Origin of the sequence: Arthrobacter sp. BE255 (assembly GCF_031457335.1) — a bacterium.
Classification (GTDB): Bacteria; Actinomycetota; Actinomycetes; order Actinomycetales; family Micrococcaceae; genus Arthrobacter.
The window spans coordinates 15,979-40,426 of sequence record NZ_JAVDWK010000001.1 but is presented as its reverse complement, the minus strand read 5'-3'; the positions used below and the strand labels follow the sequence as shown (position 1 = coordinate 40,426).

The window sequence follows — 24,448 nt, the reverse complement described above, 5'->3', positions numbered from 1 at the left end:
CGGTCAGTAGGCTTACTATCTGACGTATGTCGTCATGCCCCGGGTGCCGCCGGTACTCCGGGCGCCCGCCGATGAAGGAGTACATATGGCGCGAGTAACACGCCCGCCCGCGACCCAACGAAAGCCGGCCGCGGCCCTGTGGGCTGACGGACTGGGCAGGGCGGGCATCCGTTCCGCCCAGGTCCTGCTGATCCTGGCCGTGGCCGTCGCCTCGGTTTACGCGTTGATGCAGATCAAGCTGCTGGTCATTCCGGTGCTGATCGCACTGATCCTTGCCGCCGCCATCGGACCGTTCGTGAACATGCTCCGCCGCCGCGGGATGCCCGGCGCCGCGGCCACGGGCATCGCGTTTGTGGCCCTCCTGCTCGTACTGGGCGGCGTATCAACGGTGATTTACTTCTCCGTCCGGAGCCAGTGGGGCGACCTGGCGCAGCAGGCCACTCAAGGGCTGGATGAGCTGGAGCAGTTCCTGCGTAACGGCCCCGTGCCCATCGACCAGGGGCAACTGGACCAGGCCCGGGAGGGGATCATCCAGTTCGCCACCAGCAGCCAGGTCCGCTCGGGGGCCATCACCGGCCTGTCCGTGGTGACCGAGTTCATCACCGGGACCATCTTGATGGTGGTCATCCTGTTCTTCTTCCTCAAGGACGGCGCCAAGATCTGGAACTTCTTCCTCCGGCCGTTCACGGGGCAGCGCGAGGCCAAGCTCCGCCGCGTTGGCAGCCGCACGCTCGAAGTGCTGGGCGGCTACGTCCGCGGCACCGCCATCGTGGCCCTGGTGGATGCCGTGGCGATCGGCGCGGCGCTCCTGATCCTGCAGGTTCCGCTGGCCTTCCCGCTGGCCATCATCGTTTTTATGACCGCCTTCATCCCGCTGGTGGGTGCCACCGTCGCCGGCATCCTCGCCGCGCTGGTGGCACTCGTAGCCAACGGCCCGGTGGTGGCCCTGATCGTGGTGGCCGTGGTGATCGCCGTCAACCAGCTCGAAGGCGACCTGCTGCAGCCAATCGTCATGGGCAAGTCGCTGCAGCTGCACGCCCTGGTGATCCTGATGGCACTGACCGCCGGGACCATCCTGGCCGGCATCGTGGGCGCCGTGCTCTCCGTCCCGCTGGCCGCCGTCGCCTGGGCCATCATCCAGGTATGGACCGCGGAGGATCCGAACCTCGAGGACATGAACCCGGACCTTCCGCCGGCCAACACCGAGCCCGCCTAGGTCTCGAGCCGGATCTTCAAAATCGACGCGCATATTCCCTGGCGCACGGGATATATCCGTTGCGCCAGGGAATATGCGCGTCGCACACAACGTACGACGGCGGCCCGGCACGTGGGTGCCCGGCCGCCGTCGAACTTCCACCAGCGCGAACGTACAGTTGGGGCCTTTTGGTGAGGGCCCCAACTGTACGTTCGCGCCGTCTTTGTGGCTGGTTAGGAGCGGAGGCCGGCGAAGACGTTCTTCGGCCGCTGCATCTCGCCGTGCTTGGCACCGAGGACAACTACCGCCGCCGCGAAGGCCGGGATGGCCCACTGCAGGATCTTGAGCTGCTGCTGCGCCGACTTCAGCTCGTCAGACGCCGCCGGCTGGGGCTCGGTCGCACCGCGTGCACCCTCGTCGGCGAGCTTCTCCACCTTCTTGCCGAGGATGCCGGCGTACAGCGTCACGCCAGCACCCGCCAGCGTCACCGCCGCCTTGATCACGGTGTCCCTGGCCACGCCGTCCTGCGTTGCGATGCGCCCTTTGTTCTCCAAGGCGATGGCGAGGTCAGCCACCAGGTGCGAGGCGAACGCCGCCGTCTGGACCGGCGCCCACTTCATCCAGCCGGCGCTGGACAGCCGGGTGCGCTCCGCCGGGTCCTTGGCCTGCGCGGCCGCCCCGTTCAGCCCGATCGCTCCCATCAGCGAACCACCGAACCATGCCGCGGCGCTCAGATCGTGAACGGACCGGGCAACAAGATTTCCTGCCATGATGTGGTTTCCTAACGTCGAACTGGTTCCGAAACTGCCGCTTGTGCGGTCTTCACTGGCCGTGTTCCATGAATTTCATGGAGTAGCTATGGTAAGCACACTTACTAATGTTACGAAACCCTGACTTGAAGCACGCTTACGCGTAATATCGTCGCCATGGAAGACACAGGGACTTTGTTCGGCTGGGCATTCGGCGACCCCGCCCGTGGGGACGACGCCGCGTACATGACAGGCCTCGAGAAGGAAGCGCTGGAGAACGCGACAGCCACAGCGAAGGCCAAGGGCGTGACGGTGGTCGCGGGCTCGGAAGTCTTCACCGCACTCAGTGCCAACGACAGCCTGGTGGAGCTCGATCATGCCCCCGGCAAGCTCGTGGTCCGCTGCACGGTGCACGTGGAAGGCCCCGGGGCCGCGAAGCTGCACGCCGAGGGGCCCATGAACGGGTAGCACTCTCATGGCGGACGGGGAATCCGGCATCAGCGAGGCGGCGGATGCGGTCGAGGAAGCGTCGGACACCAAGGCGCTGGATGTTGTGGCGCGCTCGGGATTCGCCGTGATGGCCCTGCTCCATATTATTGTCGGCGCGATTGCCATTGCCCTGGCCTTCGGCCAGCCGGGGCAGGCCGAACCCACCGGCGCAATCGAGCAGCTGGCCGCGAACCCGTGGGGGCCGGCCGTGCTGTGGGCCTGCGTGGTTGCCTGCACCGGCCTTGCGTTATGGCAGCTCAGTGAAGCGACGCTGCGGGCACGGCGCCTTCCCGCCGGGAAGCGGCTCGGGAAGCTCATCTCGTCGGGATGCCTGGCCGTGGCTTACGGCAGCGTGGGGCTCAGCTTCGCCGGGTTCGCCGTGGGCATGCGCGGGGACTCGGGAGACACCACCCGGGACTTCAGCACCGCGCTGCTGAACGCCCCGTTTGGCCTGCCTTTGCTGGTGGCGGTGGGCCTGACCACCATGGGTGTCGGCGTCTACTTTGTGGTGAAGGGGCTGCGGCGAGGGTTCAAGGAGGAGCTGTTCCGGTTCGACGGCAGGCGGCGTGGCAAACTCATCGACGCTTTGGGCGTCACCGGGCACGTGGCCAAGGGAGTCGCGCTGAACCTGGCGGGGCTGCTCTTCGTCGTTGCCGCCGGGAAGCAGAGTCCGGAGGAGTCCACCGGGCTGGACGGAAGCCTGAAGGCGCTCCGCGACCACCCGTTCGGCCCCTACCTGCTTGTCGCTATCGGGGCGGGCTTCATCTGCTACGGCTTGTTCGCGCTGGTCCGGGCGCGGTTTGGCCGGATGTAACCGCGAAGGAAAAAGGTCCTGTCCGCTGGTGATCACGACCGGCGGGTGCTGGGAGTTAAAAGCAACGCGGGGTCACTTCCGGCCCAATAAATCCTGATTATTGGGCCGGAAGTGACCCCGCGTTGGTTGTCGGGGGGTTAGACGTTCGCGGCTACGCCGTCGCGGGAGATGGCAACCATGTCCTCGCGCGGCACCACCTTGATGCGCTCACGCTTGACCTCCACGCCGTGGGATCCGCCGGCCTCGGTGGCCGCAGCACCCAGCGCAAGCTCGTGGGCGTCCAGCGCAAGCCAGCCCTCCCAGCTGGTGAACTTCACGCCGCGGGCGTCAAGGAGTTCGACGACGGCGTCCGCCTCGGGAACGGCGGCAACCGGCAGGTTTTCGCGGTCTTCGAGCAGGTACGTCACGGTCTCCAGGGCATCGCCCTTGGTGTGGCCGATGAGGCCGACCGGTCCGCGCTTGATCCAGCCTGTGGCGTAGATGCCGGGCACGTGGGTGCCGGCGGCATCCAGGACGCGTCCGCCGTCGTTCGGGACGACGCCCTTCTTGTGGTCGAACTCGATCTCCGGCAGCGCCGAGCCGAAGTAGCCGATGGCGCGGTACACGGCCTGGACCGGGTAGTCCACGAACTCGCCGGTGCCGCGGGCGTTGCCCGTGCCGTCCAGCTCGGTGCGCTCGAACTTCATGCCCGCAACCTTGCCGGGCGTCTCGGCGTCGTCGAAGATTTCCACCGGGCTGTGCAGGAAGTGCAGGTGCAGGCGGCGGGAAGCGGTCAGCTCGGAAAGGTCCTCAGGCTGCTCGGCGATCCAGTTGGTAAGCGTGCCCACCATGGTCTTGACCTGGTTGTTGCTCTGGATCAGGCGGTCCGATTCCTCGTCGAACTCGAAGTCCTCGGCGTAGAGGATGATGTCCACGTCCTTGGAGTGGGACAGCTCGCGGAGCTCCAGCGGAGTGAACTTAACCTGGGCGGGGCCGCGGCGGCCGAAGACGTGCACGTCCGTGACGGGCGAGTCCTTCAGCCCGGCGTAAACGTTGTCCGGAATTTCGGAGACCAGCAGGTCATCGGCGTGCTTGGACAGAACGCGGGCCACGTCCAGCGCCACGTTGCCGTTGCCGATCACGGCGATTTCCTTGGCGTCCAGCGGCCATTCGCGGGAAACGTCGGGGTGGCCGTCGTACCAGGAGACGAAGTCCGCGCCGCCGTAGGAGCCGTCCAGCTCGATGCCGGGGATGTTGAGGTCCGCGTCCTTGATGGCGCCGGTGGCGAAGATGACGGCGTCGTAGTGGGTGCGGAGGTCCTCGATGGAGAGGTCCGTGCCATAGTCCACGTTGCCGAAGAAGCGGATGTCGCCGCGGTCCAGGACCTTGTGCAGGGCGTTGACGATGCCCTTGATGCGGGGGTGGTCCGGGGCAACGCCGTAGCGGATCAGGCCGTAGGGTGCCGGGTAGCGGTCAAAGAGGTCGATGCTCACGGTCAGCTCGCCGCTCTTGACGGCTTCGCTCTTGGTGAGGATGTCCGCGGCGTAGACGCCGGCCGGGCCGGAGCCCACAACGGCAACGCGCAGCGGACGCTCGGCAGATCCTACGGTGGTGCTGGTTGACACGGCTGTGTTCCTTTTCTTCTGCATCGGTTGCTCCGTAATGGCCCTTGTGAGGCCTCATAAGGGCGGTTGCGGAGCAATCGATGGGTTTCAGGGGGTTAGAACTCGGGTGGTACGGGGCTTGTTCGGGCTGGTGGTGCTGTAGTCGGCGGTCTTGAAGTGCGACGGCGCGAAGGGGCTCACGCGAACCACGTCACCGATCACAATCACGGCGGGATTTGCGACGCCGGCGGCTTCCGCCTGGTCGGCGATGGAACCGAGCGTGCCGATAGTCACGCGCTGATTCGGCAGATAGCCGTTCTCAACGATGCCAACCGGAGTGTCCAGAGGCAAACCGGCTTTGGCTAAGGCGGATGCTGAATCGCGCAGCGCGGCGACACCCATCAGCAGGACGACGGTGTGGTCCGGGCGGGCCGGAACCTCGGAGAGTTCCTCATGGCCGGTGACCACGCTGAAGCCCTTGGCCAGGCCTCGGTGCGTCACGGGGATGCCGGCGGCGGCGGGAACGGAGATCGCGGACGTGACGCCGGAGACCACTTCAACCTCGACGCCGTGCTGCCGGCAGTATTCGGCTTCCTCGCCGCCGCGGCCCAGGACGTAGGGGTCGCCGCCCTTGAGCCGGACCACGCGGTGTCCGGCGAGGGCTTCTTCGACGAGGATCCGGTTGATCTCGGCCTGCGGCACGGGATGGTGGCCGGGGGTCTTGCCTACCTCGATGACGCGGACGTCGGGGGCGAGTTCGTTGAGCAGTTCACGCGGGCCGAGGCGGTCAGCCACTACGACGTCGGCCTGGCCCAGGAGCCGGCGGCCGCGGACGGTGATGAGGCCGGTGTCGCCGGGTCCGCCGCCCACGAGGGCCACGGAGCCCGCAGATGCACGACGGCGGCGCAGCGGCAGGTCGCCCGTTTCCAGGGCCGTGGCGACGGCGTTGCGCAGGGCCATGGCGCGGCGCGGGTCTCCCCCGGCGTTCACGGCGATCTGCACGTCGTCCACCACGGCGACGGCGGGGGTCCACGCGGCTGAGGCTTCGTGGTCTGAGGCGTTGACGCACCAGACGCGCTGCGCCTCAGCGTCTTTTGATACCTGGGTGTCCACGGCGGGATCGCCGGTGGCGGTCTGGACGAACCAGACGCCGTCGACGTCGGACGGACGGTAGGTGCGCGGCTCCCAGGTGAGGAGGCCGGCGTCGGCCAGGTCCTTGAGCGCGGCGGAGGCAACGGGAGCCACGACGGTGACCCGGGCACCGGCGTCGAGCAGACCCTTGGCGCGGCGGGCAGCCACGGGTCCGCCGCCCACCACCAGCACGGGGCGGGCGAGCAGCCGCAGTGCTGTGGGGTAAATATCCTGAATTGCCATGGATCAACGGTAGGGCCGCGTCACATTCACCAACAACGGCAGTGGAAACACCAGTTCACGTAAGGTAACGCTGCGTCACATACGGATGGGCCGCCGTCGTACCTCCGTCGTGGGGCACATTGACGCCGTTGAGGTCCTTGGAAGGCTCTATCTGCGGCGTGTCCGTGTCGAAGTGCCCCACGACGGCTGTTGGCGAAGCTAGTGCGCAGCGCCCGGCAACCCGCGCGAGAGGGCCTGGTTGAGCAGGGCGGCCGCCGTCCACCGCTGGGAGGCAACAGCGTCTTCCCGGTCCAGGCCGCCGACGTCGGTCAGCCAGACCAGGGACTCGATGCCGGTGGCACTGCGGATCGCCAGGACCAGCCGGTGAATATCCTTTTCCGCCATGGTTTCCCGAAGCGGGGAGAGCGCTTCAGTGATCCAGGCGATCGCCCGGCCCTGCCGCAGGGGCAGGCCTTTTTGCTCCTCAGCGCTTTGTTCAAGGGACAGCCTCAGCATGGTCCGCTGCTGCGCCTCCGTTTCGAGGATCATCCGCGTGAACTCGACGACGACGGCGTCCAGGCGCTCGGCGACGTCGGCCGGCGGATTTTCCGGGAGCATCGACGTCCTGGCAGTTTCCGGGTGGGCGGCGGCGAGCAGTTCACGCTGCCCCGGGAAGTACCGGTAGGCCGTGCTGCGGGCGACGCCGGCGACGAGCGCGGCCTCGTCCACGGTAGGCGTGGCGCCGTCGGCAACAAGCTGCCGCGCCGCTGCGACCAGGGCATCAAGGGTGCGGCGTTTCTGGCCCGTGCGGCCGACGTCTGCGTAGGGTCTTGACATGGACTTCATGGTACTCCAGTCTTGTTATGGGACGCGAGTCCCATAACCCCAGCGTCGAGGCGGCCACCATGGAGACAAAGAATTCAGCATCCGCAATTGTCCGGCAGCCCGGCGAAGGGGCCAGGCGCTGGTTCTTCGGCGGAGGCGTGCAGACCTGGAAGGCCACGGAGGAGGACACCGGCGGTGCATTCCTCCTGTTCGAAGATGAGATGGAACGCAACAAGGTCACTCCGCTGCACACCCACCCGGACTCCGACGAAACCATGTACATCCTGTCCGGCGAGATCCTGATGAACATGGACGGCACCGAGCACCGGGTGGCGGCCGGCGGGGTGACCATCGCACCGAGAGGCGTTCCGCACGCGTTCAAGGTCATGCAGGAGGGCACCCGCGTCCTGTGCCTGCACACCCCCGGCGGCGCCCAGGCGTTCTACTTCGGCGCCAGCGAACCGCTCGCGGCCGGTGAAGCTTCGGGAGTTGTTGATTTCGGCCGCATCCGGGAATCCGGCCGGCTCAATGGCGGCATCGAGCTCCTGGGGCCGCCGCCTTTTACGGAAGACTAGGCGTTCTTCAGCCGCAGGTAGTGGTCCCGGTCCGGCTTGTCCAGGTGCTCGATCGCGTAGCGCAAGGCCGTCCGCGGCATCGTGGCCGCGTGCGCGTCAAGGAACTCCAGCAGCCGGGGCCGGTCGCTGCGGCCGGCGTCGCGGAGCCATCCGCCGGTGGCCTTGTGGATCAGGTCCTCCTTGTCGTCGAGGAGCAGCTCGGCAATGGCGAACGTGTCCGTTACGTCACCGGTCCGCAGGAACCACGACGTGGCCACGATGGCCGTGCGCCGCTCCCACAGGTTGGCTGAGCGCGCCATTGTGTACAGGACGTCGCGGGGCTTGTCGACGAGCCACCCGCCCACAACCCGTCCGGCACCCAGGTCCACAAGGTCCCAGTTGTTGATCCGGTCATGGCGGCGCAGATACAGCCCGTAGAGATCCCGGCGCACGTCTTCGCTGGCCTTCCTGCCGGACGACTGGAGTGCCATGATTTTGACGGCTCCGGCCCGCGCCTCATGGAGGTCCTGCTCAAGGAGTGCCTCGATCTGCGGGAGCTCCATGGCCACGAATTCCTTGCCGAGATCGAAGACCTGCCCCATCCGGACGCCCAGGAAGAAGTCGCCTTCGGCGTAGTCACCCGGGCCTGTCTTGAAGTAGCGCTGGTACTTCAGCTGTTCGGCGTCGGACTGCAATTCCTGCAGCCGGGCCAAGAACGCGGCGGCAGTGGGATGGGCTGGGGATCCGGAGGCCATGGCGCCAGTCTGCCAGACGCAGTGCCACGGTCCGGCGGTCGCGGCATTGAAGTCGCGCCTTAAGCCAACGCGGGGTCAGATCCGGCCCAATAGACGATGGTTATTGGGCTGGATCTGACCTCGCGTTGGTTCGGCGGGTTAGCGGGTGCTGCCGGAGAGGAGGCCGCGGCTGCGGAGGAGGCGCTTCTCGATCGGGGCAAACACCAGCAGTTCGATCAGGATGCCGACGCCGAGGATCAGCAGGATGGCCGCCATCACCACGGTCATGTCGGACAGGACGCGGCCCTGGTCCAGCAGCGAGCCGAGGCCGAAGCCGATGGTGCCGCCCACGGCGATGATTTCCGCCGCCATCAGGGAGCGCCACGAGAAGGCCCAGCCCTGCTTCAGCCCGCCGAGGTAGCCGGGAAGGGCCGCGGGAAGGATGATCTGGACAGCCATCTGCAACCGGTTCGCGCCCAGGACGGTGCCCACGCGGCGGTACTGCGGCGGGATCTGGTCCACGCCGGAGATCAGCCCGTTGATGATGGACGGGATGGCACCCATGAACACCACAAAGTAGACGGTGGCGTCGGTGAGGCCGAACCAGATGATCGCTGCGGGAACCCAGGCGACGGACGGGAGCACCTGCAGGCCGGAAATCAGCGGCCCGAAGGCACGGCGCAGCGGAGCGACCTGGGCCAGCAGCAGCCCCACCGGGGTGGCGATGGCGACGCTGATCAGGAACCCGACCAGGCCGCGCTGCAGAGAGGTCCACACTGCTTCCTGGAGCTTGCCTTCGCCCCAGAGGACTCCGACCTGGCCCAGGACGTCGAGCGGGCCGGGCACCAGGTCGCGGCGCTTCACGCCGAGGGAGACATAGAACTGCCAGATCAGGACCAGGACAACCAGGGCGGCCACCGGCAGCAGGATACGGCTCCAGTCGATGCGGGCCTTGCGGACGGCGTCGGACTGCAGGGAGTCCAGGCCGGCTTCCAGCTGGCGCAGGTCCTCGTGCCCGGTGGAGGTCCGGGTCAGGGCGGCGTGGACGGACGGAGCGCCCGATGCCGCCCTGGGAGTGGCATCGGGCCTGTCGAAGCCGGCCGCTTCGTCCGCAGGACGAAAGCGGTCCGGCGAAGGGGCGAGGGCGGCATCGGGCGCGGAGGCCGTGGCATCCGGCGCGGAGGCGGCGAGGGGTGTGGGGTTATTTGGCATGGCGGCGAATCTCCTCCCGGAGCCGGGCGGTGATGACCCCGGTCAGCTGTCCGGCCAGGCCGGCGTCGGTTCGGTGTTCCTCGGTGACGGCCCACTCTTCCACCACACGGCCCGGGCGGGACGACAGCAGCAGAACACGCTGGCCCAGCCGCACGGCCTCGCGGACGTTGTGGGTGACAAAAACAATGGTCCGCCCGGTCTCTTTCCAGATGCGTTCCAGCTCATCGTGCAGGAGGTCGCGGGTGATGGCGTCCAGGGCCGCGAACGGCTCGTCCATCAGCAGCAGCTGCCGGTCCTGGGCCAGGGACCGGGCCAGCGAAACACGCTGCCGCATGCCGCCGGAGAGCTCGTGCGGGCGCTTGTCCCCGGCTCCGCCGAGGTGCACCAGTTCCAGCAGCTCGTTGGCTTTGGCGCGGCGCTCGGCCTTGCCCACGCCGCGCAGCTGCAGCGCCAGCTCGATGTTCTCCCGCGCCGTGAGCCAGGGGAACAGGGCGGCGTCCTGGAACATAAACGCTGCGCCGTCGCTGGGCACTTCCAGGGCGCCCGACGTCGGGGCCTCCAGTCCCGCCATGATGTTCAGCAGGGTGGATTTGCCGCAGCCCGAGGCACCGAGGAGGGCGACGAACTCGCCCGACGCGATGGTGGCGTTGACGTCGTCCAGCACCGGGGCGCCGTCGCCGAAGCGCTTGCCCAGGTTTTCCAGTACGACTGGCATGGTCCCGTCCTTAGGTTGGTGGTGCGGTTGCTGGGTGATGCAGTGTGCGGGGTCAGTCCTGGCCGAGGTTAGCCGCGGAGATGGACTTTCCGGTGACCTCGTTCAGGGCCCGGAGGTCGAACAGGCCGTTGATGTCGGCCTGTTTGGTGGTGCCGGCCGCCACCCCGTCTTTGAGCAGCTTGGGGTAGGTTCCGGCCAGCGGATCCACGGTGAACACGATGTTCTTCAGGGACCTGTCGATGACGTCGGCCGGGAGGGCTGCGCCGGCGGATTCCTGCAGTGCGGCGTTGATGACGGCCGCTTTCTCTGCGGAGGCGGTGTCATTGAGCCAGGCCACGGACTTGGCGTGGCCGCGGAGGAGGGCCTTGACGGTGTCCGGGTGTTCGGCAGCGAAGGTCTTGTTGACGATCAGGATGGTGGTGGGGAACTCCCCCGGCTTGCCGGACGCTGAACCGTCCCAGAGGTCCTTTTCGTCCACCAGGACCTTGGCTCCGGCCTGGAGCACCAAACGCGAGGCCCACGGCTCCGGCAACCACGCGCCGTCGAGCTTTCCGTCCTGGAAGAGCTTGAGCGTCTGGGCGTTGTCCGTGGGGTTGATGGCGACGTCGCCGCTGCCGTCCACGTTGGTGTCGTAGCCCTGCGAGCCCAGCCAGGCGCGCAGCGCGACGTCCTGGGTGCCGCCGAGCTGGGGGGAGGCGAGGGTCTTGCCTTTGAGGTCCTCGGCGGAGTTGATGTCCGGCCGGACCACGAGCTGGGCGCCACCGGCCGCGGCGCCTGCGATGACGCTCACCGACTCCCCGCCGCTCTTGACGAACGAGTTGATGGCCGGGTTGGGGCCGATATAGGCGGCATCGATGGCGCCCGCGTTGAGGGCCTCGATGGCGGCCGGCCCGGCGTTGAACGTTGCGGTGCTGAGCTTGGTGCTGCCCAGTTCCTTGGCGAGGAAGCCCTGGTTGATGCCCACCAGGGCGGCGGCGTGGGTGATGTTGCCGAAGTATCCAAGCTTCAGTTCTTCAGCGGGAGTGGGCGACGGCGTGGCAGCCTGGGCGTCCGTGTTACGCGAAACGCTGGACGCCACCACGGCGCCCACGGCGATCAGCAGGACCAGCCCGATGGCAAGCGCAGCCTCGACGGCACGCTTGTGCTTGGGCACCGCGCTTTCACCGGCCACGATCCGGGTCATCCCGGGCTTGGAACTAGTCATTGTTTCACCATAGGGAGTGCCGATTACCCGTTCAATGAAGCAGAAACGCTGGGTCACGCGGGTTCATCTAGCGTCACATTCGGTGGCTGGGAGACGCGGTTTACTCAGTTCAGTCGCCCTTAACATTGACCAGCTGCCGCAGCTTGTGCCGCACCTTCACCAGGTCCGCGGCGTCCCGCATCACGACGTCGATGGGCTTGTACGCCGCCGGGATTTCGTCGATGAATGCCTCGGACGGGCGGAACTCGATCCCGTGCATGGCTTCCTTCAGCTCGGCGAGGGTGAACGTCTTCCGGGCCGCGGTCCGGGAGTACTCGCGGCCGGCGCCGTGCGGGGAGGAGTTCAGCGACGCGGGGTTGCCCAGGCCTTCCACCACGTACGACGCCGTCCCCATGGATCCCGGAATAAGTCCCGGATCGCCGGGCTCGGCCCTGATCGCGCCCTTGCGCGAGACCCACACCGACTTGCCGTAGTGCGTCTCCAGCTGCGTGAAGTTGTGGTGGCAGTTGATCCGCTCGCGCTCCGTGACGTGGCCGCCCACCCAGCGGCCGAACTGCGTGATGACCCGGTCCATCATTTCCTCGCGGTTCAGGAGCGCGAAGTGCTGGGCCCAGCGGAGTTCCTTGATGTACGAATCGAACGGGGGTGTGCCTTCGTCGAGGTAGGCGAGGTCGGGGTCCGGCAGTTTGGTCCCCCGCTTCCGGGTTACCTGCTGGGCGACGCCGATGTGGTGCTGCGCGATCTTGTTCCCGACGCCGCGGGAGCCGGAGTGGAGGAAGAGCCAGACGGCATCCGTTTCGTCGGCGCTGACCTCGATGAAGTGGTTGCCCGAACCCAGGGAGCCCAGCTGCAGTTCCCATTTTTCGACGTACTGGGCCGGGTTGAAGCCGGCCTTGGCCGCCAGCCTCTTGAGCTCGGCGATCCGCGGCTCCGCGGTGGCCTGGACTGACCTGTTGTTGTGCCCGGCGGAAAGGGGGATGGCGCGTTCGATGTCCTCGCGCAGCCGTTTCCGGTCCCTTGGCAGGTCCTTCACCGAGTACTGCGTCCGGACGGCGATCATGCCGCAGCCGATGTCAACACCAACGGCGGCCGGAATGATGGCGTGCAGGGTGGGAATCACCGATCCCACGGTGGCGCCCTTGCCCAGGTGCGCATCCGGCATCAGGGCCAGGTGCGGGTAGATGAACGGCAGCGTGGAGGTGGCCAGCGCCTGGTCAAGGGTCTTGGCGTCCAGGATCGAGGCCCAACTGATGAGCTTGCTGTTGATGGTCTCCACGGTGGCGCCTCCCATTCCTGATGATGGGGGGCTGTCGCACGGCGTGGCAAGGGCGGGGACAAGTCGTTAAACCACGAAATCGCCGGAAAGGAGCGAGGTCGCCGCAAATCTGCAGCGATCCCACACGTTTCCGGCGACCTCAGGGCCTAGGAGAAACTCAGATCGAGTAGCGCTCGTCCTCGTGGTCGCCGGGGTGGTCCTTGACCAGGCCCGCGGCCAGCGTGTTGCCGTCCAGCGGGTCGATCACCAGGAACGCGCCGGTGCGGCGGTGGTGCAGGTAGTTTTCCAGCGGCAGCGGCGCGGCGAGCCGGAGCTGCGCGTGGCCGATGTCGTTCAGCTCCAGGCTTGACGCAGCCTCCAGCTTGAAGGAGGCCAGGTCCAGCTTGCCGCTGACGTTGCGGACCAGCGCCTGGACGGTGCGCGTGCCGTGCTTGACCAGCACCTTGGCACCTTCCCGCAACGGCTTGGGCGAGAGCCAGCACAGGGCTGCGTACAGGTCCGCGGAGGACTCGCGGACGGTCCCGGCGGCGGCGATGGTGTCACCGCGGGCGACGTCGAATTCCTCGGCCAGGCGGATGGCCACGGACTGCGGCGCGAAAGCCTCCTCCAGCGACTCACCGGCGAAGTCGATGCCGGTCACTGTGGTGGTGCGGGGGGCCTGGCCGGGCGTCAGGACGGAAACCTTGTCCCCCACCTTCACAGAACCCTCGGTGATCTGGCCGGCGTACGCGCGGTAGTCGCGGTAGGCCTCAACGTCCAGGCCACCGGCCACGGCGTCGGGGGCCAGCGCACCCTGCGGGCGGATGACCAGCTGCACCGGGAAACGGAAGCTCTCCAGCTGCGTGTCGATCTCATCGGCGGCCGGCAGCGTCTCGAGGACCTCCAGCAGGGCCGGGCCGTCGTACCAGGGGGTGCGCTCGGACCGGTCCACCACGTTGTCGCCGTCGAGGGCGGACACCGGGATCACCAGCAGGTCGTCGATGTGGTCTGCGGTCCCCAGCGCGGCAGCGCCGATGCCCAGTTCGCGGGCCACCTGCTGCACGTCGGCCTGGATTTCGCGGAACACGGACTCGCTGAAGTCCACGAGGTCGATCTTGTTGACGGCCACGATCACGTGCGCCACGCGCAGCAGCTGCAGCACGGACAGGTGCCGGCGGGTCTGCTCCAGGACACCCTTGCGGGCGTCAATGAGTACGACGACGGCATCCGCAGTGGACGCGCCAGTCACCGTGTTCTTGGTGTACTGCACGTGCCCGGGGCAGTCGGCCAGGATGAAGCTGCGCTGGTCCGTGGCGAAGTAGCGGTAGGCCACGTCGATGGTGATGCCCTGCTCGCGCTCGGCGCGGAGGCCGTCCGTGAGGAGCGCCAGGTCGATCGCCTGGGTGCCGGTGGCACCCGCGCCGCCGAAGCCGCGGTCCGCGGACGTGCGGGCAACGGCGTCTAGCTGGTCCGCGAGGATCGCCTTGGAGTCGTGCAGGAGGCGGCCCACCAAAGTGGACTTCCCGTCGTCGACCGATCCTGCGGTGGCGAAGCGGAACAGGGTGGTGGGCAGGGCTGTTTCCAGCTCAGCGGCCAATATGTCGGTGCTCATTTAGAAGTACCCATCCTTCTTGCGGTCTTCCATGGCTGCCTCGGAGATGCGGTCATCTGCACGGGTGGCGCCACGTTCGGTGATGGTGGAGGCGGCAACTTCGATCACAACGTCGCTCACGGTGGCTGCGGCCGACTCAACGGCACCGGTGCAGGACATGTCGCCCACGGTGCGGTAGCGGACCGTCTTGGTGATGACTTCCTCGTGCGGCAGCGGCTGGGAAACCTCGCCCACCGCACGCCACATGCCGTCGCGGGCAAACACTTCGCGGTCGTGGGCGTAGTACAGGCCCGGCAGTTCGATGTTCTCGCGTTCGATGTAGCGCCAGATGTCCAGCTCGGTCCAGTTGCTGATGGGGAACGCGCGGACGTGCTGGCCCACGGTGTGGCGGCCGTTGTAGAGGTTCCACAGCTCGGGGCGCTGGTTGCGCGGGTCCCACTGGCCGAATTCGTCGCGGAGGCTCAGGATGCGCTCCTTGGCGCGGGCCTTGTCCTCGTCGCGGCGGCCGCCGCCGAACACGGCGTCGAACTTGTTCTTCTGGATGGCGTCCAGCAGCGGGACGGTCTGCAGCGGGTTGCGGGTGCCGTCGGCGCGCTCGGCCAGCTCGCCGCGGTCGATGAACTCCTGGACGGACCCGACGACGAGCTTCAGGCCCAGGCGCTCGACCGTGCGGTCGCGGAAGTCGATGACCTCGGGGAAGTTGTGGCCGGTGTCCACGTGCAGCACCGGGAACGGGACCTTGCCCGGCCAGAACGCCTTGGTGGCCAGGTGCAGCATCACCACGGAGTCCTTGCCGCCGGAAAACAGCAGAGCGGGCTTCTCGAACTCGGCCACGACTTCGCGGATGATGTGGATCGCTTCGGACTCGAGGGCGTCCAGGCTGGAGAGGCGCGTGGATACGGCGGCTTCAGTCACCTGGGTGGTCTCCTCAGTTAGGAAAGTGCTCATACGTGTAGTCCGCATTCTGTCTTGTCGGTCCCTGCCCAGCGGCCGGCGCGGGGGTCGTCGCCCGGCGCCACCTTCCGGGTGCAGGGCTGGCAGCCAATGGAGGGGTAACCCTGGGAAAGCAGCGGGTTGACCGGCAGGAGGTTGTCATCGGAGTACTGGACCAGCTGGTCGAACGTCCACGCGGCCACGGGGTTGACCTTGACCAGGCCGTTGACCGCGTCCCAGGTCACCAGCGGCGTGTTGGTCCGGGTGGGGGCCTCGTCGCGGCGGACACCGGTGAACCAGAGTTCGTAGCCGGCGAGGGTGCGGCGCAGCGGGGCCACCTTCCGGAGGGCGCAGCACTGGGCGGCGTCGCGGGCAAAGAGGTCCTTGCCCAGGAGCCGGTCCTGCTGTTCCACGGTGTTCTCCGGCAGCACGTCAACGACGTTGACACGCAGGTTCGCGGCCACCTCATCACGCGTGGCGTAGGTTTCCGGGAAGTGGTAGCCGGTCTCCAGGAACAGGACGTCGACGCCGGGCATCTGGTCCGCGACCAGGGCCGGGAGGACGGCGTCGGCCATGGAGCAGGCGACCGCCACTGCGGGCAGCTCGAAGTTGCGCTCGACCCAGGCGATCACGTCGCGGGCCGGGGCGTCCCAGCCGAGCTCGGCAGCGCCGGACTCGGCGATGGCTTTGAGCTCGTCGTGGGTGCGGAGGGTGGGCTTCTCGACGGTCTCAGCCACGGGGTCGACTCCGAGGGAGGGGCCACGGCCACCGGGGTACCCGGCCGAGCTTGCGAGGTTGGGGAGTGGCTGGGGATTCACTGGAGGGCCTCCTCATCTGCTGCGTGGGCCCACTCGGCGAAGGTCTGGCCTTCGGCGCGCTGGGCGACGAACGTGCGGACGACGCGCTCCACGTAGTCCGGCAGGTCCTCAACGTAGACCTTGAGGCCGCGGACGGTGCGGCCCAGCCCTGCTTCCTCGCGGTCGGTGGAAGCCAGCCCACCGCCGAGGTGGACCTGGAAACCCGGGGTGGGGTCGCCGTCGGGCGTGGGAAGCATCATGCCCTTGAGTCCGATGTCCGCGGTCTGGATGCGGGCGCAGGAGTTGGGGCAGCCGTTGATGTGCAGGGACAGCGCGTGCGGCAGTTCGCCGGACGCCGTGAGGTCCGCGAGGCGGCGTTCCAGCTCGGCGACGGCGGTGGCCGCGGTGACCTTGGTTTCCACGATGGCCAGCTTGCAGTATTCGATGCCCGTGCAGGCGATGGTGCCGCGGCGGAACACGGAAGGGCGGGCGGACAGGCCCAGTGCGTCCAGCTCGGCAACCAGCGGCTCAACGTGGTCCTTGGCGACATCCAGCACCACGAGCTTCTGGTGCGGGGTGGTGCGCAGGCGGAACGAGCCGCGGGCCTCAAGGGTGTCCGCGAGCTTCACCAGCTGACCGCCGGAGAGCCGGCCGGCCAGCGGGGTGGCGCCAATGAAGAACTTGCCGTCCTTCTGTTCGTGCACGCCGATGTGGTCGCCCGGGGACGTGGGCTTGGGCGCGGCGGGGCCGTCGGCCAGCTTGTAGCCCAGGTATTCGTCTTCGAGGATCTGGCGGAACTTCTCCGGACCCCAGTCGGCCATCAGGAACTTCAGGCGGGCCTTGGTGCGCATGCGGCGGTAACCGTAATCGCGGAAGATGCTGGTGACGCCGAGCCATACTTCGGCGGCTTCCTCGGGCTTCACAAAGGCACCGAGGCGCTTGCCGAGCATCGGGTTGGTGGACAGCGCGCCGCCGGCCCAGAGGTCGTAGCCGATGCCGAGTTCGGGGTGCTTCACACCCACCAGGGCGAAGTCGTTGATCTCGTGGACCACGTCCTGGCTGGGGTGGCCGGTGATGGCGGTCTTGTACTTGCGCGGCAGGTTGGACAGCAGTGGGTTGCCGATGAACCGCTCCCCCAGTTCCGCTATCAGCGGGGTGGGGTCGATGATCTCGTCCTTGGCGATGCCGGCCACCGGGGATCCGAGGATGACGCGGGGCACGTCGCCGCAGGCTTCGGTGGTGGACAGGCCAACACCTTCCAGGCGGGTCCAGATCTCGGGGATGTCCTCCACACGGATCCAGTGCAGCTGGATGTTCTGGCGGTCGGTGAGGTCGGCGGAATCCCGGGCGAAGTCAACGGAGATCTGGCCGATGACGCGCAGCTGCTCGGTGGTGAGCGCGCCGCCGTCGATCCTCACACGGAGCATGAAGTACTTGTCTTCGAGCTCGTGCGGCTCAAGCGTTGCGGTCTTGCCGCCGTCGATCCCGGGCTTGCGCTGGGTGTACAGGCCCCACCAGCGGAAGCGGCCGTGCAGGTCCTGGCCGGGGATCGAGTCGAAGCCCTCTTTGGAGTAGATGGACTCGATACGCTCGCGCACGTTGAGGCCGTCGTCTTCCTGTTTCCAGGTTTCGTTGGCGTTCAGCGGGGTTTTTCCGTCCACTTTCCACTGGCCGTGCGGCTTTGCAGCGGGGCGGGTGGAGGTGCGTGCGGGGCGCTTGGTGGCAGCGGGGTCCGCAGACGCTCCGGCTAGAGCTGTATCAGTCATGCATCGACTGTAGGTCCCACCCGAATAGCGTCACAAAGGGTCGGGAAACGCTAAGTCACCTAGGGAAACATTTCGTCATGAACCGCCGGAGGGCCTTGAAGATGCCTCCGGGCTGTGCATGGCCGGGCGCTGCCGGGTGGCCTCCGTTTAGGGCTTCTGACTACCCACGACGGCGGCGTCGTAGCGGTCCAGCGCGATCTCAGCCATGAGCCGGGACGGCAGCAGCGGTTCCGTCACGATGTCGGCTGCGGCTTTCGCCAGCTGGTCGTGGAAGAAGCCGTGCGCCAACAGGTAGGAGGCGATGATGACCCTCCCCTGCCCCTCCCCGCCGGGGAAGTCGGCACGCAGGGAGGCAACGGCGTCGGGCACTGAAGGCTTCGCGGCCGCACCGTAGGCGGGCACGATCCGGTTGCTCCGGAGACTTCTCAGGTGCTTGGCGAGCTCCTCCACGCTGACGGAGGCCTTGGGATTGGTGGAGCCCGCAGCAGCCAGCACGACGGCGTCGTGTTCCGTGGCCCCGGCCTCACGCAGCCGCTGGTCCAGGATCTCCGCCAGCCGCGGGTCCGGGCCGAGGGGTTCCGACGCGCTGCTGCCATCGCGGCCACGCGCCGCCTTCGCGATGTCCACTTTGGTGTGGAATCCCACGCTGAGCAGCAGGGGCACTATGACCGCCGGCTCTCCCTCCGGCAGCCCTGCCATGACGTCAACGAGGTCCGGGTCCTGGACATCCACGTACGCCTCCCGCACGTCCAGGCCGGGGCGCAGGGCGGCGATGTCGGCACGGAGGCCGTTGACCTCGGAAGCACCCAGCGGGCTGGACGTTCCGTGGGCGCAGGCGATCATGATGGGGCTGTTCATACCCGCTAGCGTAACGTTGGAGCCGCCCTGTCCGCCCTCTCGAAATACGCCGGGACGCTCCATGACATTCCCTTTTGACATCGCCCTGGTCTGGCTGGACCTGGCCGGCGTCTTCTTCTTTGCCGTCTCCGGATCCCTGCTGGCGGCACGGAAGCAGTTCGACCTGGTCGGCTCGCTGCTGCTGGCCTCCCTGGTGTCGTTGGGCGGCGGCGTGATCCGCGACATCATCCTCAACACCACCCCGGCCGCGTTCACCAACCCGGCGTACCTCGCGCCTCCTGTCTTTGCCACCGTGCTGGTCTATTTCCTGTTTTCCAGCGTCCAGCGGTTCACCTCGCTGCTGACCCTGTTCGACGCCGGCGGGCTGGCACTGTTCTGCATCACCGGCACGCTGAAGGCCCTGACGCTGGGGATGAACCCGGTTGCCGCGGTGCTGCTGGGTGTGACGACGGCGGTGGGCGGCGGCCTGCTCCGGGACATCACCGCCAATGAGGTGCCCCAGCTGTTCGACCCCCGCGACCTGTACGCCCTCCCCGCTTTCAGCGGCGCGGCGCTGACGACTTTCCTCTGGGTGACCGGTTCGTTCAACGCCTTGACCGCGTGTGCCGTGGCGGCCGTGGCGTTCACCTTCCGGGTGGTGGCCTGGCGCCGCTCCTGGTACGTTCCGCTGGCGGTGCACGGCTGGCATCGGCGGGGTGTGCCCGGCGCTGATGGGGCTGGTGGGGCTGGGCGCGGCTCGGGAGCACCACGGGATTAGCTACGATATGACCATGACTGACATGTTCCTCGAGAAGTTCCGCGCGCTTGTTCCGAAGTATCTCGAAGACGAATGGCAGGAAGAGGACGGGCTGTCCGCCGACGAGCTTGACTCCGCCCTCGACGAACACCAATTCCAGATCCCCTTGGTCCTGCGCGAGTTCTACCTGGCCCTCGGCGGCTGCGAGGACCTGATGGAGGCGTACCACTACTTCTGGGACCCCGAGGAACTCGAAGTAGACGACGAAGGCTTCCTGATGTTCCTCGAAGACGAGGAAGAGCAGTTCACCTGGGGCTTCCGTGTGGGCGACCTCGGCGTCCCGGACCCCATCGTTTACCGCCGCAACAATGCCCGCGGCCAGTGGAAATCCGAGGAAGGCACGTTCTCGGAGTTCGTCTTTGACATGTTCGAGTGGGCGTTTAACGACGAAGAAGACTAGGGCCCCGGGCTTTCGTGGCTGGCTCCGCCGCCGTCGCGGGGCACTTCGACACGGACACGCCGTCAATCCAGCACGGAACGCGCTTGCCGGGCTCCGAAGTGCCCCACGACCGGCCCTAACGCGCGCCGAAGCCTCCCTGCCGGCACAGGTCCAGTACCGCCAACACCTCTGCCACCATCCGCTCGGGGTGATGGACGACGTCGTCATAGCCGAACCTCAGGCCCAGACGACCGCCGATCAGGGTGGCATTGTTCCGCTTTCTGTCCTTTTTTACTTGCCGGGGCTCCAAATGCGTGCTGCCGTCGGTCTCCACCACGAGGCATTCCTCGACAAGGAAGTCCACCTCCCCCACCCCCGGAAGCTCTACATGCCTGCGGACGTGGAGCCCCGCCCGCCGGAAGTGGTAGTTGGCCAACACCTCCAATACGGAATCCGCCCGGGGAATCACGTAGTCCAACAGGGACCTGGCCCGGGCGTTGCGGTTGCCCGGGAGCTTGCGCCGCAGGAAATCTACGGTGACGTCTCCCCGCTGGGCTGCGCACTGAACCATAACCAGGGCCTCCACCGCGGGCAAGCAACGCAGCGCATGAATGAGGACGTCGGCCAGGCCCGCCACCGGCAGCCATTTGTGCGGCGGATGTGCACACCTCCCGTGAATCAGCGTCCCCGGCGGAGACTTCTTATGCCCTGGGCTCAGGTGCACGGAATCTGGGTTGTGCAGCGTCCATAGCCGGTACGTGGGGGCGGCGGACAGGCACGTCAGCAGGGCGTTGTGCCGTAGCGCCAGGCCGAGCACATCCGCCTGCCGCGGCAAGCCGTAGACGCCCCGCCGGATTCTCACAATGCGTCCGGCGGCCAGCGCCTTGTCGAGGTATGTCCGGGAAAAACCGGCCTTATGAAGCGTCGAAGCCCGGGACACGCTCCGAGGGGCGAGGAAACTCTCAATATCCATGGCTCCACGGTGCCCGCCGGCCACAGCAGTGGGCAGATCCAAGATGGGCCATGTGGACAACGCCGCCGTCCCGGGGCACTTCGACACGGACACGCCGCCACTCCAGCGCGGAATGCGCTTGCAGCGGACGAATGTGCCCCACGAAGGAGCAGAAAGTCTGTGACACGGCCAGTAACAAGGGACTTGCGTTCTGTGACAAAGCTGTCATAGACTGTTCACGGATCCGCTAAACGCCTCCGGCGGATCTGATGCGAACGGAGAAATAGCCCCGGTTCGACGCAACGCATGACTCGTATCGTTGCTGAGAATCGGGGCTATTCCGTTTTAAGCCAAAGGCCTGGCCGGGCGTTAACCCGGGCCAGGCCCCAAATCAATAATTAGCTTGCGCGGTCAACCACTGCCAGGGCGAAGTTGGACAGCGACGACTTCACGACGCCCTCCGGCAGCGGAGCCAGCGCGGCAATGGCCTCGTCGGCCCAGCGGCGCGCAACCACCCAGGACTCAGCTGTGACGGGGTGCTCGCGCAGCCCGGCAACGGCGGCGGCCAGGGCGTCGTCGGATGTCAGGTCGCCGTCAATCAGCTTCAAAAGTTCGACGGCGGTCTGGTCGCCGTCCGCTGCTGCATTGCGCAGGAGCAGCACCGGCAGCGTGGGGACACCTTCGCGGAGGTCGGTTCCCGGGGACTTGCCGGACTTGACCTTGATGCCGGTGACGTCGATGACGTCGTCTGCGAGCTGGAAGGCCACGCCCACCTTTTCGCCGTATTCCACCAGGACGTCCTCGTAGGTGGGGTCGGCGCCGGCGAAGATGGCACCCAGCTGGCCGGAGGCGGCCACCAGGGATCCGGTCTTGTCGGCGATGACGGAGAGGTAGTGCTCCACGGGGTCCTCATCGGGGCGCGGGCCAACGGTCTCATGCAGCTGGCCCAGGCACAGCCGCTCGAACGTGCGGGCCTGGATGCCCAGGGCGCGCGAGCCCAGCTCGGACACCAGGATGGAGGCGCGGGCGAAGATGAGGTCGCCCGTGAGGACGGCTACGGAGTTTCCCCAAACCTCGTGGGCCGTGGGGGCGCCGCGGCGGAACGGGGCCGAGTCCATCACGTCGTCGTGGTAGAGCGTTGCCAGGTGGGTCAGTTCCACCACGACGGCGGCCTGCACCACGGCTGGCAACGACGCGTCACCGAGGTGCGCGCACAGCAGTGTCAGCAGCGGCCGGATGCGCTTGCCGCCGGCTTCCACGAGGTGACGCGACGTTGCGTCAGCCAGCGGGTCCGAGTTGGCAATGGCTTCACGCAGCTTTTTTTCCACCCGCGCCAGGTTGTTGGTGATGGCGGGGCCCAGTTCGGCGTCCTCCGCGATCGCCGCGAAGCCTGCGGGCAGCTGAAGTCCCGTGGCAATGGCGGTGGTGTTGAGGCTGGGTTCGGAGTCCGGCAGGCCGTGCCCGGCATGCGTCCAGCTGTGGTCTGCGGAGTTGGTCACGGGTTAACCCTAACTTTTTGTTGCGGATACCGCTGATTCGAGGCCGACGGTGTATTGGATGTGGCCGGAACCAGCGACTCCAGGACGCGGATGGCCCGGTCCTCGAAGCCTTTCGCGGCTGGATCGGTGAGGTTGGCAAGCAGCCGCACCACAAAGCGCATCAGCACGGGAATAGGCATCCCGGTCCGCAGCGCGAGCTTCATGACGGCGGGCTTTCCGATCAGCGCGGCAAATGCCCGGCCCAGCGTGAAGTGCGATCCCCACTGGCCCCGAACATAGTCCGCGTAGCCGGAAAGGTGCGCATCGGCGTCGTACATTCCGCCCGCGGCATGAGAGCGCGCGGAGGCGTCAATGATGAACTCGGCCGCGAACCGTGCCGACTCCATCGCGTAGGAGATGCCCTCGCCGTTGAACGGGGAGACCATGCCGCCGGCGTCGCCCAGGAGGAGCATGCCCGGCGAATAGTGCGGGGTGCGGTTGAAGCCCATGGGCAGCGCGGCGCCGCGGATTTCGCCCACCTGATTCTCGGGGGTGAAGCCCCAGTCGGCGGGCATGCCGGCGGTCCATTCGCGCAGGACCTGCTTGTAGTCAAGCCTGCCGAAATCCTTGGACGAGTTCAGGATGCCCAGTCCCACGTTGGAGGTGCCGTCGCCGACGCCGAACACCCAGCCATAGCCGGGGAGCAGTTTTCCGTCGCGGCCGGGGAGCTCCAGCCAGCCTTCCATCCAGTCGTCGTCGGTGCGGGGCGACGTGAAGTACGTGCGGACGGCGACGCCGAGGGGACGGTCGTCGCGCTTCTGGATGCCCAGCGACACGGCGGTTCGCGTCGAGTTGCCGTCGGCGGCGAGTACGACGTCGGCGCTGAAGTCGCGTGACTCCCCCGTCTTGCGTCCCGACTCGTCCAGGAGCGCTGCGCGGACACCGGTCACGCGGCCGTCTTCCGACCGCAGGGCTTCGGTGACGCTGTGCCGCTCGAGGATTTGTGCGCCGGCGGCTTGTGCGTGGCGCGCCAGCTCCTCGTCGAAGCCCAGGCGGGTGCGGATCAGGCCGTACAGCGGAAAGTCGGACACCTCGGGCCAGGGCAGCTCAATGGTGCGGCCGCCGGCGATCAGGCGCAGGCCTTTGTTCTTACGCCAGCCGTCCGTTTCAGGGTGGGGCAGGCCAAGCTTCTGGATTTCGCGGACGGCCCGGGGGGTGAGGCCGTCGCCGCAGACCTTCTCGCGCGGGAAGCTGGTTTTTTCCAGGACGGTCACGCTGATGCCGGCCCTGGCAAGGTAATACGCGGCGGTGGAGCCGGCAGGCCCCGCGCCGACGATCAGTACATTCACGCCGTTCAGCGGACGATGTTGCGGCGAAGCTTGGCCACGGGGCCTTTGTTCGCGGCGATGGCGGCCGCACCGCCGTCGGGGCTTGAGTCCGCCGGTTTGGTGGCGCGGTGGACGGCCACGATCCCGCCGGTGAGGTTGCGGTAGGTGACCTTTTCCCAGCCGGAGTCCTGCAGCCAGGCGGCCAGGTGGTCCTGGTCCGGCCAGGCGCGGATGGACTCGGCGAGGTAAACGTAGGCGTCCGGGTTGGAGGCTACCTTCACGGCGATGGCCGGAAGGGCCCGCATGAGGTATTCGGTGTACATCGTGCGCCAGAGCGGGACCACGGGCTGGGAGAACTCGGCGATGACCAGCTTGCCGCCGGGCTTCGTGACGCGGAGCATCTCGGCCAGGGCCTTCTTGGGCTCGTTGACGTTGCGCAGGCCGAACGAGATGGTGCTGGCGTCAAAGGAGTTGTCCGCGAACGGCAGGTTGGTGGCGTCACCGGCAACGAAGTTGATGTCGGGGCGGCGGCGCTTGCCCACTTTCAGCATTCCGAGCGAGAAATCACAGGCCACTACATCTATGCCCGCATCAGCATATGGCTCGCTGGAAGTGCCGGTTCCGGCGGCCAGGTCGAGCACCCGCTGGCCCTTGGTGACTTCCATGGCTTCCACCACAACCTTGCGCCAGCGGCGGGTCTGCCCCATGGAGAGGACATCGTTGACGACGTCGTATTTAGGTGCGACGTCGTCAAACATCGTGGCTACTTCGTCCGGACGCTTATCCAAGGATACTCGGTTCACTCAGCCATTGTCTCAAATGTTCAGCAGGCCCCCTAACCACGGGCGGTTTCCGGCGCCGGGGGCC

Annotated in this window: 24 protein-coding genes; 6 read left to right on the top strand and 18 right to left on the bottom strand. The window is 67.2% G+C overall.

The window, feature by feature from the left end; genetic code table 11:
* The first annotated feature begins 85 nt into the window (after positions 1 to 85).
* The gene (locus J2X42_RS00180) at positions 86 to 1,216 is read left to right on the top strand and encodes an AI-2E family transporter (RefSeq protein ID WP_310160972.1); all 1,131 of its coding nucleotides are present in this window, start codon (positions 86 to 88) and stop codon (positions 1,214 to 1,216) included.
* 212 nt (positions 1,217 to 1,428) lie between these two features.
* On the opposite strand, the gene J2X42_RS00175 is transcribed toward J2X42_RS00180, so the two are convergent.
* The gene (locus J2X42_RS00175; RefSeq protein WP_310160970.1) at positions 1,429 to 1,965 is read right to left on the bottom strand and encodes a hypothetical protein; all 537 of its coding nucleotides are present in this window, start codon (positions 1,963 to 1,965) and stop codon (positions 1,429 to 1,431) included.
* 156 nt (positions 1,966 to 2,121) lie between these two features.
* On the opposite strand from J2X42_RS00175, the gene J2X42_RS00170 reads away from it, so the two are divergent.
* Together J2X42_RS00170 and J2X42_RS00165 are read left to right on the top strand one after the other, a co-directional pair.
* Entirely contained in the window at positions 2,122 to 2,412 is a 291-nt protein-coding gene (locus tag J2X42_RS00170) for a hypothetical protein (RefSeq protein ID WP_310160968.1), read from the top strand.
* Positions 2,413 to 2,419: 7 nt separating this feature from the next.
* Positions 2,420 to 3,247: a DUF1206 domain-containing protein gene (locus J2X42_RS00165; protein ID WP_310160966.1), complete on the top strand. Its 828-nt coding sequence runs from the start codon at positions 2,420 to 2,422 to the stop codon at positions 3,245 to 3,247.
* Positions 3,248 to 3,384: 137 nt separating this feature from the next.
* On the opposite strand, the gene J2X42_RS00160 is transcribed toward J2X42_RS00165, so the two are convergent.
* From J2X42_RS00160 to J2X42_RS00150, 3 genes are all read right to left on the bottom strand, one after another.
* Positions 3,385 to 4,851 carry an FAD-dependent oxidoreductase gene (locus tag J2X42_RS00160; RefSeq protein ID WP_310160963.1) on the bottom strand — a complete coding sequence of 489 codons (1,467 nt, stop codon included), beginning with the start codon at positions 4,849 to 4,851 and terminating at the stop codon, positions 3,385 to 3,387.
* 87 nt (positions 4,852 to 4,938) lie between these two features.
* Positions 4,939 to 6,204: a uroporphyrinogen-III C-methyltransferase gene (gene cobA / locus J2X42_RS00155; RefSeq protein ID WP_310160962.1), complete on the bottom strand. Its 1,266-nt coding sequence runs from the start codon at positions 6,202 to 6,204 to the stop codon at positions 4,939 to 4,941.
* Positions 6,205 to 6,402: 198 nt separating this feature from the next.
* On the bottom strand, positions 6,403 to 7,020 hold the full coding sequence (locus J2X42_RS00150; protein WP_310160961.1) for a TetR family transcriptional regulator: 618 nt from the start codon (positions 7,018 to 7,020) through the stop codon (positions 6,403 to 6,405).
* Between the two features lie 68 nt (positions 7,021 to 7,088).
* On the opposite strand from J2X42_RS00150, the gene J2X42_RS00145 reads away from it, so the two are divergent.
* On the top strand, positions 7,089 to 7,583 hold the full coding sequence (locus tag J2X42_RS00145) for a cupin domain-containing protein (RefSeq protein ID WP_310160960.1): 495 nt from the start codon (positions 7,089 to 7,091) through the stop codon (positions 7,581 to 7,583).
* On the opposite strand, the gene J2X42_RS00140 is transcribed toward J2X42_RS00145, so the two are convergent.
* The 10 genes from J2X42_RS00140 to J2X42_RS00095 form a co-directional block, all read right to left on the bottom strand.
* Entirely contained in the window at positions 7,580 to 8,317 is a 738-nt protein-coding gene (locus tag J2X42_RS00140; RefSeq protein ID WP_310160958.1) for a DNA alkylation repair protein, read from the bottom strand. The two genes, J2X42_RS00145 and J2X42_RS00140, sit on opposite strands and share 4 nt — an antisense overlap.
* Positions 8,318 to 8,455: 138 nt before the next feature.
* On the bottom strand, positions 8,456 to 9,508 hold the full coding sequence (locus J2X42_RS00135) for an ABC transporter permease (protein ID WP_310160956.1): 1,053 nt from the start codon (positions 9,506 to 9,508) through the stop codon (positions 8,456 to 8,458).
* Positions 9,498 to 10,223, bottom strand: coding sequence for an ABC transporter ATP-binding protein (locus J2X42_RS00130; protein ID WP_131131183.1), 726 nt, complete (start codon positions 10,221 to 10,223; stop codon positions 9,498 to 9,500). Before J2X42_RS00130 ends, J2X42_RS00135 begins: the two co-directional genes overlap by 11 nt.
* Positions 10,224 to 10,275: 52 nt before the next feature.
* Positions 10,276 to 11,406: an ABC transporter substrate-binding protein gene (locus J2X42_RS00125; protein WP_310162112.1), complete on the bottom strand. Its 1,131-nt coding sequence runs from the start codon at positions 11,404 to 11,406 to the stop codon at positions 10,276 to 10,278.
* A 130-nt stretch (positions 11,407 to 11,536) separates the two neighbouring features.
* Positions 11,537 to 12,703, bottom strand: coding sequence for an RtcB family protein (locus tag J2X42_RS00120; RefSeq protein WP_310160951.1), 1,167 nt, complete (start codon positions 12,701 to 12,703; stop codon positions 11,537 to 11,539).
* Positions 12,704 to 12,860: 157 nt separating this feature from the next.
* Positions 12,861 to 14,294: a GTP-binding protein gene (locus J2X42_RS00115; RefSeq protein ID WP_310160949.1), complete on the bottom strand. Its 1,434-nt coding sequence runs from the start codon at positions 14,292 to 14,294 to the stop codon at positions 12,861 to 12,863.
* Positions 14,295 to 15,242 carry a sulfate adenylyltransferase subunit CysD gene (gene cysD / locus J2X42_RS00110; protein WP_310160947.1) on the bottom strand — a complete coding sequence of 316 codons (948 nt, stop codon included), beginning with the start codon at positions 15,240 to 15,242 and terminating at the stop codon, positions 14,295 to 14,297.
* Positions 15,239 to 15,964: a phosphoadenylyl-sulfate reductase gene (locus J2X42_RS00105; RefSeq protein WP_310162109.1), complete on the bottom strand. Its 726-nt coding sequence runs from the start codon at positions 15,962 to 15,964 to the stop codon at positions 15,239 to 15,241. The genes cysD and J2X42_RS00105 overlap by 4 nt, the downstream gene beginning before the upstream one ends.
* 77 nt (positions 15,965 to 16,041) lie before the next feature.
* Positions 16,042 to 17,790: a nitrite/sulfite reductase gene (locus J2X42_RS00100; RefSeq protein ID WP_310160944.1), complete on the bottom strand. Its 1,749-nt coding sequence runs from the start codon at positions 17,788 to 17,790 to the stop codon at positions 16,042 to 16,044.
* Between the two features lie 147 nt (positions 17,791 to 17,937).
* On the bottom strand, positions 17,938 to 18,648 hold the full coding sequence (locus J2X42_RS00095; protein ID WP_396133993.1) for a sirohydrochlorin chelatase: 711 nt from the start codon (positions 18,646 to 18,648) through the stop codon (positions 17,938 to 17,940).
* Positions 18,649 to 18,709: 61 nt separating this feature from the next.
* Here J2X42_RS00095 and J2X42_RS00090 point away from each other — a divergent pair, with 61 nt between their 5' ends.
* A complete protein-coding gene (locus tag J2X42_RS00090; protein ID WP_310160942.1) occupies positions 18,710 to 19,405 on the top strand; it encodes a TRIC cation channel family protein in 696 nt (231 codons plus the stop codon).
* A 13-nt stretch (positions 19,406 to 19,418) separates the two neighbouring features.
* Positions 19,419 to 19,844, top strand: coding sequence for a hypothetical protein (locus J2X42_RS00085; protein WP_310160939.1), 426 nt, complete (start codon positions 19,419 to 19,421; stop codon positions 19,842 to 19,844).
* A gap of 115 nt (positions 19,845 to 19,959) precedes the next feature.
* Here J2X42_RS00085 and J2X42_RS00080 read toward each other — a convergent pair whose 3' ends face one another.
* The 4 genes from J2X42_RS00080 to J2X42_RS00065 form a co-directional block, all read right to left on the bottom strand.
* On the bottom strand, positions 19,960 to 20,796 hold the full coding sequence (locus J2X42_RS00080) for a type IV toxin-antitoxin system AbiEi family antitoxin domain-containing protein (protein WP_310160937.1): 837 nt from the start codon (positions 20,794 to 20,796) through the stop codon (positions 19,960 to 19,962).
* A gap of 377 nt (positions 20,797 to 21,173) precedes the next feature.
* Complete coding sequence (locus J2X42_RS00075; RefSeq protein ID WP_310160936.1) at positions 21,174 to 22,274, bottom strand: polyprenyl synthetase family protein; 1,101 nt, start codon at positions 22,272 to 22,274, stop codon at positions 21,174 to 21,176.
* Positions 22,271 to 23,602, bottom strand: a complete 1,332-nt coding sequence (locus tag J2X42_RS00070) for a geranylgeranyl reductase family protein (RefSeq protein WP_310160935.1) — start codon at positions 23,600 to 23,602, stop codon at positions 22,271 to 22,273. The genes J2X42_RS00075 and J2X42_RS00070 overlap by 4 nt, the downstream gene beginning before the upstream one ends.
* A gap of 5 nt (positions 23,603 to 23,607) precedes the next feature.
* On the bottom strand, positions 23,608 to 24,384 hold the full coding sequence (locus J2X42_RS00065) for a demethylmenaquinone methyltransferase (RefSeq protein ID WP_310160933.1): 777 nt from the start codon (positions 24,382 to 24,384) through the stop codon (positions 23,608 to 23,610).
* Positions 24,385 to 24,448: the final 64 nt, after the last annotated feature.

Coding starts and splice junctions, on each gene's coding strand:
- J2X42_RS00180 (WP_310160972.1), top strand. CDS start 86: ATGGCGCGAGTAACACGCCCGCCCGCGACCCAACGAAAGCCGGCCGCG.
- J2X42_RS00175 (WP_310160970.1), bottom strand. CDS start 1,965: ATGGCAGGAAATCTTGTTGCCCGGTCCGTTCACGATCTGAGCGCCGCG.
- J2X42_RS00170 (WP_310160968.1), top strand. CDS start 2,122: ATGGAAGACACAGGGACTTTGTTCGGCTGGGCATTCGGCGACCCCGCC.
- J2X42_RS00165 (WP_310160966.1), top strand. CDS start 2,420: ATGGCGGACGGGGAATCCGGCATCAGCGAGGCGGCGGATGCGGTCGAG.
- cobA (WP_310160962.1), bottom strand. CDS start 6,204: ATGGCAATTCAGGATATTTACCCCACAGCACTGCGGCTGCTCGCCCGC.
- J2X42_RS00150 (WP_310160961.1), bottom strand. CDS start 7,020: ATGTCAAGACCCTACGCAGACGTCGGCCGCACGGGCCAGAAACGCCGC.
- J2X42_RS00145 (WP_310160960.1), top strand. CDS start 7,089: ATGGAGACAAAGAATTCAGCATCCGCAATTGTCCGGCAGCCCGGCGAA.
- J2X42_RS00140 (WP_310160958.1), bottom strand. CDS start 8,317: ATGGCCTCCGGATCCCCAGCCCATCCCACTGCCGCCGCGTTCTTGGCC.
- J2X42_RS00135 (WP_310160956.1), bottom strand. CDS start 9,508: ATGCCAAATAACCCCACACCCCTCGCCGCCTCCGCGCCGGATGCCACG.
- J2X42_RS00130 (WP_131131183.1), bottom strand. CDS start 10,223: ATGCCAGTCGTACTGGAAAACCTGGGCAAGCGCTTCGGCGACGGCGCC.
- J2X42_RS00125 (WP_310162112.1), bottom strand. CDS start 11,406: ATGACCCGGATCGTGGCCGGTGAAAGCGCGGTGCCCAAGCACAAGCGT.
- J2X42_RS00115 (WP_310160949.1), bottom strand. CDS start 14,294: ATGAGCACCGACATATTGGCCGCTGAGCTGGAAACAGCCCTGCCCACC.
- cysD (WP_310160947.1), bottom strand. CDS start 15,242: ATGAGCACTTTCCTAACTGAGGAGACCACCCAGGTGACTGAAGCCGCC.
- J2X42_RS00100 (WP_310160944.1), bottom strand. CDS start 17,790: ATGACTGATACAGCTCTAGCCGGAGCGTCTGCGGACCCCGCTGCCACC.
- J2X42_RS00095 (WP_396133993.1), bottom strand. CDS start 18,648: ATGAACAGCCCCATCATGATCGCCTGCGCCCACGGAACGTCCAGCCCG.
- J2X42_RS00090 (WP_310160942.1), top strand. CDS start 18,710: ATGACATTCCCTTTTGACATCGCCCTGGTCTGGCTGGACCTGGCCGGC.
- J2X42_RS00085 (WP_310160939.1), top strand. CDS start 19,419: ATGACTGACATGTTCCTCGAGAAGTTCCGCGCGCTTGTTCCGAAGTAT.
- J2X42_RS00080 (WP_310160937.1), bottom strand. CDS start 20,796: ATGGATATTGAGAGTTTCCTCGCCCCTCGGAGCGTGTCCCGGGCTTCG.